The following is a 12,463-nucleotide window of genomic DNA, read 5'->3' as shown; positions in this document are numbered from 1 at the left end:
TCACGATCTCCCATGCGTGGCGGAATTGCGCAACTCATGCAATGCCGACGCAATCGCGTCGGCAAACTCTCGTGCCGCGTCGGCGGGGCGCTTCAATGTCGCGGGATCGGCACCGGGCGCGGCGAGCGCATGCAATGGCGTATCCATGTCACCCGGGTCGAGGGACAGCATCCGAATCCGCTGGGGGGCAAGCTCGATACTCCAGATGCGGGACATCTGGCGCAGCGCCGCCTTGCTTGCGCCGTAGGCGCCCCATGTCGGGTACGGCTCAACGGCAGCATCGCTCGATACGTTCAGCACGACGGCGCCACCGCGCTCTCGCGCGGCCGCCGCGAGCGAACCCAGCAATGCCTTGGTCAGCCGGAACGGGCCGAGCACATTTGTCGCCAGTGCGGATTCGAAGTGTTCGCAGTTGGTGTCTGCAAAAAGCGCGAGCGGCACCGGCCCGAGCGACGAGGCATTGTTCACCAGCACATCGACGCCGCCCAGCACGCCAGTGATCTGCAACGCTAGCGGATAGATGTCATCTTTCATTGCTATGTCGCCGACGATGCCGGCGACTTTCGTGCGTGTGGCCGCAACCGAGGCGACCCGTTGCGCATGACGGGCGACGAAGGCCACTGTTGCGCCGCGGGCGAGCAACTCGTCCATTAACGCGAGGCCGAGTCCCGACGTGCCGCCCGTGAGGGCAACGCGAACGCCGTCAAGGTTTCTGTCCGAATCGGTCATGCAGGTTCTCCAGTCGCGGGCGGGACGCGCGTCAGCGGCGCCTTCCAGATGGCCTGATAATAAAGATGACCCGTCGCCTGTCCCAGTGCGATGTCCAATTTCTTGTCAGAAAGTCGATACGATGGACGAGACCTCTCATGAAGCGGCCGATGAAATCGCTCACGCGGCCCAGCACCTGGCCCGCAACCTGGTGGCGCTGCGGCACGCCCGCGCGTTGACACAGGAAGGGCTGGCGAAGGCGTCGGGCGTGCCGCGTTCGACGCTCGCCAATCTGGAATCGGGTGAAGGCAATCCGTCGCTGACGGTGCTGATGAAGGTGGCCGGTGCGCTCGGTGCGCCGCTTGACGAACTGCTTGCGTCGCCGCGCGCGAAGGTGCGCAAGTGGTCGGCGGAGGACATCTCCGCGCAGAATCGCGGCAGCGGCTTGACGATCCGGCCGCTGGTTCCCGAGCCGGTGCCCGACAGCATTCTCGATACGATGGCATTCGCGCCCGGCGCCTATATGCGCGGCACCCCCCATCTGCCGGGCACGCGCGAGTACTTCACGTGTCTCGAAGGGAGGGTCGCCGTGTTCGTCGCCGGCGAGCGGCACGGACTCGTTGCCGGTGACGTGCTGGCGTTTCCCGGGCACGTGCCGCATTCATATCGTAACGAGGATGCGCAGCGCAAGGCGTTGGGCGTATCGATCGTGATACTGGCGAAAGCGGGCATCTAACCAACCTCATGCGGCCTTCGAATGGGCGCTTGCGGTGAAAGCGGACCCATCCGTCCTTCCTGATGGAGTCGTCAGGAAGGACGAAAAGCCGCCGGTACTTCCGTTACCTTAAGCCGTAGTCGACACCAGGCTCCCAACCGTTTGCATATGCGAGTTTCCCTTGAGGTTGTTCGCGAGCGTCTGCACAAACGACTGCAACGACGTGGCCGAGTTGCTATCGCCGAGTGAACTCAACAGAGACTGAAAATCCGTCTCCAGCGTCGACATCTGCGAAGAAGACGAAGAAGAACTGCTACTTGCATCCGAGGTACTGGACGCAGCACTCGAACTTGTCGTGCTGCCGGACCCGAGTTCCTGTGCGAGCGCATTCAGCGCCCCGCCAATATCCCCATAGGAAGAAGTAGCGATCGAGTTCGTCGAACCGCTCGTGCTATTAGAGTTGGAGCCGTCACTATTGCCCGGTTGCTGTAGCGACCCTAGTGCCTGAAACAGCGCCCCGAGAAAGGCCTGCAGCGCCCCGGAAACCGAACTGGTTGACGACGAATCGCTGGTGGACGAGGTGGAAGAGGTGGATGAGGCTGCGGTGCTGGACGAGCTAGAAGCAGCCGTCGTGCTCGACGTACCCGACGCAGCCGTGGTCGACCGTGCTGCTAATCCCAAGCGCCGACAACGCCGCCTCGAGCGCCGACAACAGCAGGTTCGAGTCCGTCGAACTGGTCGACGAGGACGACGAAGAAGACGACGCCGCCGCTTCGCAGCCGCCGCCGGTTGCGCGGCGAGTGGCGCCGACAGAAAGCAGATTCGTGCTGGTTTGCGAACCGCTTACACTTGGCGGTTTCAAAACCGAAATGCAACAGGTTAATGAAGGGTTGAAGGTGTTTGCGTGGAGATCTCGAGCATGCGCGCAAAGACTTCCATAGGCGAGTGAAAGGCGTGGGTAGCACGGGGCCAGCTTTCGTGTCTGCTTATGCTCACGTCCACCGCCATCAGTGCGGGCTTACCCACATTGTCTTTAACGCTGCGAGTTAGGCATTGAGCGACGCTTTGCGCATTCGTCGACGGTCAAACCAGTTGCGCAACTGGCCAGCCACGAAAGCGCTGACGATCAGCGACAGGTAGAGGACGACAAGATTGTGACGCCATGCGTCCAGTGCGAGCTGATGTGCGACCAGTTTCGGATCAGGCGCAGGAAGGATGGCATGCATTGCCGCGACGGCGCGCATCATCCGCAAGAAGCCGACCGCGGACAGCAGTGGTAGAAGGACGAGTAGTGCAAACAGCGCGGGCTTCGCGCGTCGCACCATTGCATACTTGCGCAACCGGAACCACAGTCCGAGGCAACCGTGTATCCACCCAGGGGCGAGCAGCGCAAGTTGCAAGCCTTGCGTGCCGCTCGTGATCAGCGAAATCACGATCCGCTCATAGTTAGGTTCGAAGCCATAAAGCGAAGCCGCGAGTCGGGTCGTCACGGCATGGCGGATGAGCAGTAGAGGGAGGCTGAGTCCCGCCCAAATGCGTATCCATTCGGCGGGCGGCAGGGCCCAGTAGCGGCGCATATAGATCGTGTGCAGAGCCAGTGCGAAATGCAGGGAGGCCGAGCCATACAGCAGGATCGTTCCTGGCACGCTATGCCAGAGGTGCAGCGCCAATGTGAGGCCGCGTCCGGCAAGATCCAGAGACCAGATTCCGAGTGTATGGTTGAGCAGGTGGAGAAAGAGATAGATCAACAGCACGACACCTGATCCAAGCTGCAAACGGCGCAGAGTCAGTTGCACGCTAGTTTCTCCTTGATATCAGACGTGAGGCGAGCTGCTACTCAGGAACCGAAAAACAGTTGGCAATAGCTGACTGGGCCTACGCATTCATTGCTGCCGGTCTGGGGTAGCGACGTGCATCCCGCGACCATCAGTCCCGCGAACACGGCAGCGATCCCGACCGCCCGGCGAATGCGCGAGGAAGCGTTCTTTTCTGCGAGGCGGCAGCGCGAACCTGGAAGTCTGGTCGCCTTCCGGTGGAAACGGGCTGTGGTGGCGCTTTGCGCGTCGGGGATCGGGTTGTCGCGAAGATCGATCTGATTCATTTGCATTTCTCCTTCGGGAACGAGGGACCGGCCTGCGGACCTTTCCAGGCTCAGGCGAGGGATCGCATCGACTGAGCATGTCTAAATCACGGACATACTTAATTAGCCATACTGAGCGAAGTGCTACCGCTTGTGTCTTTGCTGGCTGCGTCTTGTTGGGCGACATGCTGCTGCATCATGGGGGCAACTTGTGCGGCGATATCGGTTGACGTCTGGAGGCGAGGTTTTGGTGCCGTAGTTCAGACCAGTCTGCTGCGCATCGATCAGGTCATGGGAGACTTCCGTCCGGACCTTGCCTTGAGCACATCCGCCTGACGACGCGATCACGGTGACAGAAATGGCGACCATGGAAGATCTACTCATTGCAAGCCTCTGAGTGTGTTGTGCGGTATGCAATGGGTAGACGTAGTTTCGTCGCCGGATATTCCCGGGTCTTCAAAAGAAGCACGAGGGCGACCGAACCCACGGGCACATTCGAAATGTCGCGCAGGCGGGAATAAAACGGATGACCCGACAGTCTTGCTCTCGAACCCAATCGGGAGGCCCGTTGAATGATCCGGCGGTCTACCTCCTCAACCTAATCGTGAGGGCTATATGTCGTCAGATCTTCCATCCGATCCGTCGCGCCGCGGCGCGTTGAAATGCCTCGCCTTCGGTGGCGTGGGCACTGTGTTTGTCCTGGCCGGCGGTGTTCTTACGCCGGTGGAATTGGCCCTCGCAGCAACGGCGAAGGATTCGTCAGCTGCCTCGGGCGTCCCCCTGTTCCTGCAGATCAGCGACAGTCATATTGGCTTCAACAAGGAAGCCAATCCGGATGTCGCGGGCACGTTCAAGCAGACGATCGACTTCGTCAACGCGATGCCGTTCAAGCCGGCGCTGACGATTCACACCGGCGACATTACGCATCTTTCCAAACCGGAGGAGTTCGACCTCGCGGCCCAATTGATGTCGGGCCTGAATATCACCGAGTTGCATACCGTGCCCGGCGAGCACGACGTGACCGACGGGGCTGGAACTGAATACTTCAACCGTTTCGGTCAAGCCTCCGGCAACAAAGGCTATTACAGCTTCGATCACAACGGCGTGCACTTTGTCGGTCTCGTCAACGTCATGCATTTCAAGCCAAACGGTTTGGGGGGGCTTGGCGATGACCAACTCGCCTGGCTTGAAAGCGATCTGAAAGGTCGCTCTTCCAGCACGCCGATTGTCGTCTTCGCGCACATGCCGATGTGGACGATTTACGAACCATGGGGTTGGGGCACAGGCGATGCTGGCCAGGCGATGAGCTATCTGAAGCGTTTCGGCTCGGTCACGGTACTGAATGGGCATATCCATCAGATCGTGTCGAAGGTGGAGGGCAATATCACCTTCCATACAGCGCGCTCAACGGCCTATCCGCAACCGACGGCCGGCAACGGCCCCGGACCTGGACCGCTGAAAGTGGCGAGCGATGAACTGCCGAGGATGCTCGGCGTGACCAGCATCAAGATCATGCGCCATCCCCTCAGAACGACGCTCGCCGACACGACGCTCGTCTGAATCGACACACGGTACTCACCAGCCAGGAACCATGTCATGCTAACCATCATCCTTCGCCGCGCCATCATTGTCTCCCTCGGGTTTGGGATGCTCATGGCGGCATCCGCAGATTTCTCCGTCGTGCAGGCGCAGGAGTCCAGTGCCGTCGTGATCAAGAACTTCATGTTCTCGCCCATGTCGCTCACCATCAAAGCCGGCTCGACCGTGACGTGGAAGAATCTCGATGGCGAACCCCACACGGTTGTCAACGACGCCGGAATCTTTCACTCGGCCGCGCTTGATCAGAACGATACCTTCCAGTTCAAGTTCGATAAACCGGGTGTCTACAAGGTATTCTGCGGCATACACCCGACCATGAAGGAGACGATTACCGTCCAGTAGATGTGCCCGGCTGGAGGCAGTGCCGCCAGAAGTTGCGCAACGGTTCGGAGGAGGGCTCGGGGCGCGGTGCTCGCGAAATCGACTGCGCGATCCTGGCGGCGATCACTCCATTCCCTTGGATGTGGATCGCGACTGCTGACTTTGGATGATCCGCGAAAGGCGGAGGACGTCGGATGAGAGCGGTTATCGAAGCTGGTCGGCTCGGCCTTGACTGAAGCGCCGCCGAGCGCGTCGGCTTGCGGCAAATCGGACGGTGACGGCGGATTGGATCGCGGGGTATTCGGCGGGTGGGTATGGGTAAAATCACGGAGTAGTACGGAGCCATTTTGTCGGTCCGGTAATAAAAGTGACGTGCCGGCGGTCTGATCACTGTCGGTCGCGGAATGCGGTTACTGCAGGGATTTGACAATGGCCGATCCAGATCTTGCGCGGCGCTTCGAGACGCTCGTTTTGCCTCATATGAATTCGGCGTTCAATGTCGCGCGATGGCTGACGCATAACGATCAGGATGCCCAGGACGTGGTGCAAGAAGCTTACCTTCGCGCATTCAGGTTTTTTGGTGGATTCCGCGGCGAGGATGCCCGCGCGTGGCTATTGAGCATCGTGCGCAATACCTTCTACACCTGGCATCAGCGGAACCGGGGGCATGCTGCGGATACCACGGAGTTCGAGGAAAACATGCATAGCCTTGAGTCGAGTACCGCAGACCATGACGACAGTCCTGAAGCGATGCTCATCCGCAGCCAGAGCCAGAAGCGGGTGCACAAGGCGTTGCAGGGGCTCCGTCTGGAATACCGGGAGGTGATCGTGTTGCGGGAGCTGGAAGAATTGTCGTACAAGGAAATCGCCGATATCGTGGGCATCCCGATGGGTACGGTGATGTCTCGCCTCGGGCGCGGACGCCAGCAACTCGCGGCGCTGCTCGCACCGACGGGTCAGGAGGCGTGATGGATCACGAACAGGCGTTTGAACTGCTGCCAGGCTATATCGACCGGGAGTTGAGCCTGTCGGAGTCGCTCGAATTCGAGCGCCATCTTGCCGGCTGCAAGCAGTGTCAGCAGGCCTATGAGCAGCAACGCAGCGTCAGTGCCCAACTCAGGCAGGCGGATTTGCGCGTGGACGCGCCGGCTGAACTGGTGAAGCGTATCAAGGCCGCGTTGCCGGTCCGGCGCTCGCTGTGGGAGCGGCTGGTCGACCGGTTCGCCGGGACGGCAAGCGGGCGGTCATTGGGCTGGGCACCGGTTGGCGCGATGGCTTTCAGTGTCATTGCGCTCACGTGGAGCGCTGGCCTGTACCTCTCGGCGCCGTCGGGTGAGACGCGCCTGACGCAGGAACTCGTGGACGACCATATTCGCTCGCTGCAGTTCAATCACCTCTCGGATGTGGTTTCAACCGACCGGCATACGGTCAAGCCGTGGTTCGACGGCAAGCTGGACTTCGCGCCGCCTGTGGTCGATCTTGCGCAGCAGGGGTATCCGCTGGTCGGCGGCCGGCTCGACTACCTCAATGGGCGGTCGGTAGCTGTGATGGTCTATCGCTACAAGCTGCATCCGATCAATCTTTATGTGTGGCCGGGCAACGACGCGGGCGCCCCGCCTCCTCACATCCATCAGCAGCAGGGCTATCACCTCGCTCACTGGAGTGCGGCAGGGATGAACTACTGGGCGATCACCGATGCTGGTGAAACCGAACTGAACGGCTTCGTCACGAATCTGCTTGCCCATCCCGCTTCGTAGCTGGCGCAATGCGAGCAGGCTTGCGGCGTGTCTCCATGCGACGCGCGAACCAGAACGATCTTGTCGTCATCCGTTGCAGCAGGATCCCGCGCAGAAGCCGATGGCCCGGCCCGATCAGCCGCGCGATCCAGTGCTGAATCGCGGGCGTGCGGTCATTCCATCACGGCGGTTCCATCGGTCCAGCAAACAGTGCGAGGTCGAAGAACGGATCGTCCAGTTCCAATATTTCGTCGTCGCCGAGAAGGATCACAACCAACTGCCGTGAACCGTTTCCGGGCACGTCTGCGACTTCCCCGATGGTTTGCTTCGGCGACCGGTCGTCCGTAAACCGCACCCAGTAGTAGCCGGGCACTACGGGTCGTGCGTCTGTCCATTCCATGGTTGCTAACTCCTGAAACCCCACGTAGTTGATCGCTACCGCCTCGTCGATTTTATCGCCGCGGGGCCGACGGCAGTTGCACGGCAAAATCAGCCGGGAACCGCCAGATTGACGTTTACCAGTGGCCTGTCGCACCGAGCTATCTGTATGGTTTACGTGCCGAATACGGCGACCCGTCACAGGAAGGCCCGCTTCATCAATGCGACCGGTTGCACGATCAATTGGTGCCGGGACGGTCTAGAATGTTGATTCAGTGAGGTAGGGCGGCGCAACGTGCGCAATGGCCCGTATCCAGTTGCACGCTTAACGCGATGGAAAAGCCCGTCATCATCGCCGTCGACGACGACCCAGCCGTGGTCGGGGCGGTCGCGCGCGACCTGCGGCTCGCGTATGGGGAGCATTACCAGATCGTGCGCGCCGACTCCGGACAGGCAGCGCTCGCGGCGGCCCAGGAACTGCGCGTGCAGGACCGCCCGGTGGCGCTGTTTCTCGCGGACCAGCGCATGCCACAGATGAGCGGCATCGAATTCCTCGAGCGGGCGATCGCGTTGTTCCCGGAGGCCAAGCGCGTGCTTCTGACCGCCTACGCCGACACCGATGCGGCGATCCGGGCGATCAACACCGTGCATCTCGATCACTACCTGCTCAAACCGTGGCACCCGCCGGAACAGAACTTTTACCCGGTGCTCGACGATCTGCTGAACGACTGGCAGGCTTCGTTCCACCCGGCATTTCAGGGCGTGCGGCTGATCGATCACCGGTGGTCGCCGCAGGGGCACCAGTTGCGCGATTTCATGGCGCGCAACCATATCCCCTATCGCTGGGTCGATGTCGAACGCAACGTCGAGGCCGACGCGCTGCTCGACTCCGTGAGCCCGTCGCTGCGGCAGCTCCCGGTGCTGATCTTCGAGGACGGGACCGTGCTGAGCCGGCCCAGCAGCGCACTTCTCGCCGAGCAGGTCGGCATCAGCACGCACTCGACGACGCCGTTCTACGACCTCGCGATCGTCGGCGGCGGCCCGGCCGGGCTCGCGGCGGCGGTCTACGGCGCATCGGAAGGATTGCGCGTCGCGATCGTCGAACGCGAAGCGCCCGGCGGTCAGGCCGGCACCAGTTCGCACATTGACAACTATCTCGGCTTTCCCGCCGGGGTCAGCGGCGCGGAGTTGTCGCGGCGCGCATTGACGCAGGCGAAGCGCTTCGGTGCCGAAATGATTCTGACGAGGGAGGTGGTCGGGCTGCGCATCGAGGCGCCCTACAAATTCGTCAAACTGTCCGACGGTGCCGAAGTGAGCTGCCTCGCGCTGGTGGTCGCGAGTGGCGTGTCATACCGCAGGCTCGAGGCCGCGGGCATCGAGGCATTGACCGGGGCCGGCGTGTACTACGGCGCAGTCATGTCCGAGGCGCTCGCCTGTGCGAACCAGGACCTGTATGTGGTCGGCGCAGGCAACTCGGCCGGGCAGGGCGCGATCGTTCTCAGCAAGTACGCGCGCACGGTGACGCTGCTGTATCGGGGATCGGAACTGAGCGCGAGCATGTCGCGCTACCTGCTCGAACAGATCGACGAGACGCCGAACATCCGGGTACGACCGTGCACGGTCGTCGAGGCCGTGGCGGGGCAAGGCCACCTCGCGGAAATCACGCTGCGCGACCTCAATACCGGCAGCACCGAGGTCGTCCCGGCGAGCGGCCTGTTCGTCTTCACGGGCGCGGTGCCTTGCACGGACTGGCTGGAAGGCGTCGTCGAACGCGATGAACACGGCTTTCTCGTGACCGGCCGCACGCTGCTGAAGGAAGGCCGGCGCTCGGCCGCGTCCGCCTGGCAGCTCGAGCGCGAACCGTTCCTGCTGGAGACGAGCGTCCCCGGGGTCTTCGCAGCCGGCGACGTGCGCGCGGATTCCATCAAGCGCGTCGCGGCGGCCGTCGGGGAAGGCTCGATCAGCGTGCACTTCATCCACCAGTACCTGGCCAACCTGTGAGCAAACTATGAGCGATCTGCGGGCGCTGTTCGAGATGCCGCTGTTCGCCACGCTCTCGCCCGAACAGCGGCAATGGCTGGCCGGCAACGTGAGCGAGTTCGAGCTCGCGAAGGGAGACGTGCTGCTGCATGAAGGGCAACATCCGGCGGGGCACTACGTGCTTGTCGAAGGCGAGTTGCTGACCTGGAAACGGGTGGGCTCACAACAGGTCTTCGATGACCGCCGGCCGGCGCCGGTGTCGATTGCCGAAGCGTCGCTGCTTGCGGGAATCCCGGTGCCGCTGACCTTCACGGCAGGGTCGCACTGCCGTGTCGTGTTGCTTCCGGAGGCGACGTTCCGCACATTGCTGATGGACTGCGAGCCGTTCAGCAAGATGATCTTCCGTTCGATGTTCGCGCGTATCAACGCGTATGACACTTTTATCCTCGCACGCGAGAAGCTGGCGGCATTGGGCACGCTTGCCGCCGGCCTTGCGCACGAGCTGAACAATCCCGCTGCAGCCGTCGCGCGAGCGGCGCACCACGCCCGCGAGACGGTCGGCACATTGGGTGAGACGGTCCGCATCTTCATGGACAGCGCGGTGCCGGCCGACGTAATGGGCGAGCTCGACGCGTGGGTAGCCCGCCGTGTGTCGACGGCGGGGACGGCGACGCAGGAACCGTTGCGTCAAAACGAAGCGGAAGACCGGCTCGGCGACTGGCTGTCGGAGCGCGGCATCGCGAGACCGTGGCTGGTGGCGCCGTGTCTCGCGGCGGCCGGGATCGCGCCGGATGATCTCGCCGCGCTTGCCGGACGCCTGAGCCCCGTGCAGTTCTCCGCGGCGATCCGCTGGCTGGCCGTGACGCTCGAACTGGGTTTCCTCGCCGACGAAGCGTGGCGCGGCGCAGGCCGGATCTCGGAGATCGTCAAGGCGATGAAGGCGTACTCGTACATGGACCAGGCACCGCTGCAGGAAGTTGACATCCACGAGGGCATCGAGGACACGCTGATGATCATGCGCTATAAGCTCAAGCATGGCATCACGGTCACACGTGACTACGATCGCACCCTGCCGCGGCTGGCGGTCTACGGTAGCGAACTCAATCAGGTGTGGACCAACATCGTCGACAATGCCGCAGACGCAATGGAGGGTCGCGGCGACCTGACGATCCGTACGTGCCGGGACGGCGACAGCGTCGTCGTCGAGATCACCGACAGCGGGCCGGGCATTCCGCTCGAGATCCGGCCGCGGCTGTTCGAGCCGTTCTTCACGACGAAGCCGCTCGGCAAGGGCAGCGGCCTCGGCCTCGACATTGCATACCGGATCATCGTCAACCGGCATAACGGGGCGATCAATGTGGAGTCGCAGCCGGGAGAGACGACGTTTCGGGTGCGGCTGCCGCTTGTCTTGCAGGGCGCAGCTGGCGTGCCCCTGTGAGTTTCCTGACGTCTTTCCGGCCTGCGATTCGGGTTTCCCGACGTTGCGATGGCCGCGGCGATTGCGCGGGTGGCTGTGCGGCCCGATCATGAGAGATTTCACGCAATGGTTGGGTGCACCGGGTGGTGCTGGGTCGAAGTCGGACGAACTGGAGTCGAGGAGAGGTTGAGTTGAACAGCAATCTGCAGATGTTTGATCTGTCGGAGCGTCGAGCTTTGGTCACGGGGTCGAGTACCGGCATCGGCTACGCGCTCGCAAAAGGCCTGGCCGGCGCCGGCGCTGAAGTCATTCTGAATGGCCGCAGCGAGGCCAGGCTGGCGCAGGCTGTCAGCCGTTTGCGCGATGAGGGGGCGACCGTCCATGCCGCAAGTTTCGACGTGACGTCGGCCGACGAGGTCGCAACGGCGATCGCCGATATCGAGCGCGAAATCGGTGCAATCGACATTCTCGTCAACAACGCTGGCATGCAGCGTCGTGCACCGCTCGAAGAGTTTTCCCATGAGCAATGGCAGGAGTTGATGAAGACCAACGTCGACAGTGTGTTCCTGGTCGGACAGGCGGTGGCGCGACATATGATCGATCGCCAGCGTGGCAAGATCATCAATATCTGTTCGGTGCAGAGCGAACTGGGCCGTCCCAACATTGCGGCCTACACCGCGACCAAGGGCGCGGTGAAGATGTTGACGAAGGGGATGGCGATCGACTGGGGGCGGCACGGGATCCAGGTCAACGGCCTCGGGCCGGGATACTTCAAGACCGAGTTGACTGAGGCGCTCGTCAACGACGAGACTTTCAGCAACTGGCTGGTTGGACGGACACCGTCGCGGCGTTGGGGTGATGTCGAAGATCTCGTCGGCGCCGCCGTGTTCCTGGCAAGCAGCGCTTCGAACTTTGTGAACGGCCATATTCTTTATGTGGATGGCGGAGTGACAGCCACGCTGTAGTTTGCAGGCCATATTGGGCATTCATGCGTTCTTGAATGCCCCCGGGGCAATCTCCGGTTCTGCGCAGTACGAATCTGGGCCGCTCAGGCCTCGAGCGGCATCGCGCTCGTCCCTTTGATCTCGTCGAGGCAAACGATCGACTGCACGCGGCTCACACCTGGAGTGCGCATCAAGGTGTCGAGGAGAAACTCGGAGAGCGCCTTCAAATCGCGGGCGACGACTTTCAACACGTAGTCGATATCGCCTGTTACGGAAAAGCACTCCTGGATCTGTGCCAGCTTCATGACGAGTTCCTTGAATTTCAGCAAGTCGCGAATATGCCCGCGCTCCATCGTGACCTGAATGAATGCGACTACGCCGAACCCCAGGCTTTCGGCGTCGAGCCGCGTTTCATAGCGTTTGATCACGCCCATTTCCTCGAGCCGCCGATGTCGTCGCAGCGTTTGTGCAGGTGAAAGCTTGATCGCCTCCGCCAGTTCGAGGTTGGATGCGCGTCCGTGTTCCTGCAAAGCGCCAAGGAGCCGGAGGTCGATGCGATCGAGAGTGAAATTTTGCATTTTTGTT

The 12,463-nt window shown here is 61.9% G+C and carries 14 protein-coding genes; 8 read left to right on the top strand and 6 right to left on the bottom strand.

Annotation, left to right across the window (positions count from 1 at the left end; translation table 11 throughout):
- Entirely contained in the window at positions 1 to 729 is a 729-nt protein-coding gene (locus tag B0G77_RS26265; protein ID WP_133664941.1) for an SDR family oxidoreductase, read from the bottom strand.
- 121 nt (positions 730 to 850) lie between these two features.
- On the opposite strand from B0G77_RS26265, the gene B0G77_RS26260 reads away from it, so the two are divergent.
- Positions 851 to 1,444 (top strand): helix-turn-helix transcriptional regulator, encoded by a 594-nt coding sequence (locus tag B0G77_RS26260; protein WP_133664940.1) that lies wholly within the window; start codon positions 851 to 853, stop codon positions 1,442 to 1,444.
- 595 nt (positions 1,445 to 2,039) lie between these two features.
- On the opposite strand, the gene B0G77_RS26255 is transcribed toward B0G77_RS26260, so the two are convergent.
- The 3 genes from B0G77_RS26255 to B0G77_RS26245 all read right to left on the bottom strand — a co-directional run bounded on the left by B0G77_RS26255 (position 2,040) and on the right by B0G77_RS26245 (position 3,524).
- Positions 2,040 to 2,285 (bottom strand): hypothetical protein, encoded by a 246-nt coding sequence (locus B0G77_RS26255; RefSeq protein ID WP_133664939.1) that lies wholly within the window; start codon positions 2,283 to 2,285, stop codon positions 2,040 to 2,042.
- A 184-nt stretch (positions 2,286 to 2,469) separates the two neighbouring features.
- A complete protein-coding gene (locus B0G77_RS26250) occupies positions 2,470 to 3,219 on the bottom strand; it encodes a hypothetical protein (protein ID WP_133664938.1) in 750 nt (249 codons plus the stop codon).
- A 41-nt stretch (positions 3,220 to 3,260) separates the two neighbouring features.
- Positions 3,261 to 3,524 (bottom strand): hypothetical protein, encoded by a 264-nt coding sequence (locus B0G77_RS26245; protein ID WP_133664937.1) that lies wholly within the window; start codon positions 3,522 to 3,524, stop codon positions 3,261 to 3,263.
- A 594-nt stretch (positions 3,525 to 4,118) separates the two neighbouring features.
- On the opposite strand from B0G77_RS26245, the gene B0G77_RS26240 reads away from it, so the two are divergent.
- The 4 genes from B0G77_RS26240 (at position 4,119) to B0G77_RS26225 (ending at position 7,180) form a co-directional block, all read left to right on the top strand.
- Positions 4,119 to 5,063 carry a metallophosphoesterase gene (locus B0G77_RS26240; RefSeq protein ID WP_133664936.1) on the top strand — a complete coding sequence of 315 codons (945 nt, stop codon included), beginning with the start codon at positions 4,119 to 4,121 and terminating at the stop codon, positions 5,061 to 5,063.
- A 36-nt stretch (positions 5,064 to 5,099) separates the two neighbouring features.
- A complete protein-coding gene (locus B0G77_RS26235; RefSeq protein WP_133664935.1) occupies positions 5,100 to 5,444 on the top strand; it encodes a cupredoxin family copper-binding protein in 345 nt (114 codons plus the stop codon).
- A gap of 408 nt (positions 5,445 to 5,852) precedes the next feature.
- Complete coding sequence (locus B0G77_RS26230; RefSeq protein ID WP_133664934.1) at positions 5,853 to 6,392, top strand: sigma-70 family RNA polymerase sigma factor; 540 nt, start codon at positions 5,853 to 5,855, stop codon at positions 6,390 to 6,392.
- The gene (locus tag B0G77_RS26225; RefSeq protein ID WP_133664933.1) at positions 6,392 to 7,180 is read left to right on the top strand and encodes an anti-sigma factor; all 789 of its coding nucleotides are present in this window, start codon (positions 6,392 to 6,394) and stop codon (positions 7,178 to 7,180) included. The genes B0G77_RS26230 and B0G77_RS26225 overlap by 1 nt, the downstream gene beginning before the upstream one ends.
- Before the next feature lie 160 nt (positions 7,181 to 7,340).
- On the opposite strand, the gene B0G77_RS26220 is transcribed toward B0G77_RS26225, so the two are convergent.
- Entirely contained in the window at positions 7,341 to 7,694 is a 354-nt protein-coding gene (locus B0G77_RS26220; RefSeq protein WP_133664932.1) for a hypothetical protein, read from the bottom strand.
- A 176-nt stretch (positions 7,695 to 7,870) separates the two neighbouring features.
- Between B0G77_RS26220 and B0G77_RS26215 the strand changes: the two genes are divergently transcribed.
- From B0G77_RS26215 to B0G77_RS26205, 3 genes are all read left to right on the top strand, one after another.
- Positions 7,871 to 9,538: an FAD-dependent oxidoreductase gene (locus B0G77_RS26215; RefSeq protein WP_133664931.1), complete on the top strand. Its 1,668-nt coding sequence runs from the start codon at positions 7,871 to 7,873 to the stop codon at positions 9,536 to 9,538.
- A 7-nt stretch (positions 9,539 to 9,545) separates the two neighbouring features.
- Complete coding sequence (locus tag B0G77_RS26210) at positions 9,546 to 10,955, top strand: ATP-binding protein (protein WP_133664930.1); 1,410 nt, start codon at positions 9,546 to 9,548, stop codon at positions 10,953 to 10,955.
- 188 nt (positions 10,956 to 11,143) lie between these two features.
- A complete protein-coding gene (locus B0G77_RS26205) occupies positions 11,144 to 11,899 on the top strand; it encodes an SDR family NAD(P)-dependent oxidoreductase (protein ID WP_133666873.1) in 756 nt (251 codons plus the stop codon).
- 83 nt (positions 11,900 to 11,982) lie between these two features.
- Here the strand turns inward: B0G77_RS26205 and B0G77_RS26200 are convergent, their stop codons facing one another.
- Complete coding sequence (locus B0G77_RS26200) at positions 11,983 to 12,456, bottom strand: Lrp/AsnC family transcriptional regulator (protein ID WP_133664929.1); 474 nt, start codon at positions 12,454 to 12,456, stop codon at positions 11,983 to 11,985.
- Between the last annotated feature and the right edge of the window lie 7 nt (positions 12,457 to 12,463).

This window comes from Paraburkholderia sp. BL10I2N1, from assembly GCF_004361815.1.
Taxonomy (GTDB): Bacteria; Pseudomonadota; Gammaproteobacteria; order Burkholderiales; family Burkholderiaceae; genus Paraburkholderia.
The sequence above is the reverse complement of the archived record's forward strand: the minus strand, read 5'-3'. Positions and strand labels throughout refer to the sequence as shown.

What these genes read in the sequence shown, in the direction of transcription:
- B0G77_RS26260 (WP_133664940.1), top strand. Translation starts at nt 851, where the DNA reads ATGGACGAGACCTCTCATGAAGCGGCCGATGAAATCGCTCACGCGGCC.
- B0G77_RS26230 (WP_133664934.1), top strand. Translation starts at nt 5,853, where the DNA reads ATGGCCGATCCAGATCTTGCGCGGCGCTTCGAGACGCTCGTTTTGCCT.
- B0G77_RS26200 (WP_133664929.1), bottom strand. Translation starts at nt 12,456, where the DNA reads ATGCAAAATTTCACTCTCGATCGCATCGACCTCCGGCTCCTTGGCGCT.
- B0G77_RS26225 (WP_133664933.1), top strand. Translation starts at nt 6,392, where the DNA reads ATGGATCACGAACAGGCGTTTGAACTGCTGCCAGGCTATATCGACCGG.
- B0G77_RS26205 (WP_133666873.1), top strand. Translation starts at nt 11,144, where the DNA reads ATGTTTGATCTGTCGGAGCGTCGAGCTTTGGTCACGGGGTCGAGTACC.
- B0G77_RS26245 (WP_133664937.1), bottom strand. Translation starts at nt 3,524, where the DNA reads ATGAATCAGATCGATCTTCGCGACAACCCGATCCCCGACGCGCAAAGC.
- B0G77_RS26240 (WP_133664936.1), top strand. Translation starts at nt 4,119, where the DNA reads ATGTCGTCAGATCTTCCATCCGATCCGTCGCGCCGCGGCGCGTTGAAA.
- B0G77_RS26215 (WP_133664931.1), top strand. Translation starts at nt 7,871, where the DNA reads ATGGAAAAGCCCGTCATCATCGCCGTCGACGACGACCCAGCCGTGGTC.
- B0G77_RS26265 (WP_133664941.1), bottom strand. Translation starts at nt 729, where the DNA reads ATGACCGATTCGGACAGAAACCTTGACGGCGTTCGCGTTGCCCTCACG.
- B0G77_RS26210 (WP_133664930.1), top strand. Translation starts at nt 9,546, where the DNA reads ATGAGCGATCTGCGGGCGCTGTTCGAGATGCCGCTGTTCGCCACGCTC.
- B0G77_RS26235 (WP_133664935.1), top strand. Translation starts at nt 5,100, where the DNA reads ATGCTAACCATCATCCTTCGCCGCGCCATCATTGTCTCCCTCGGGTTT.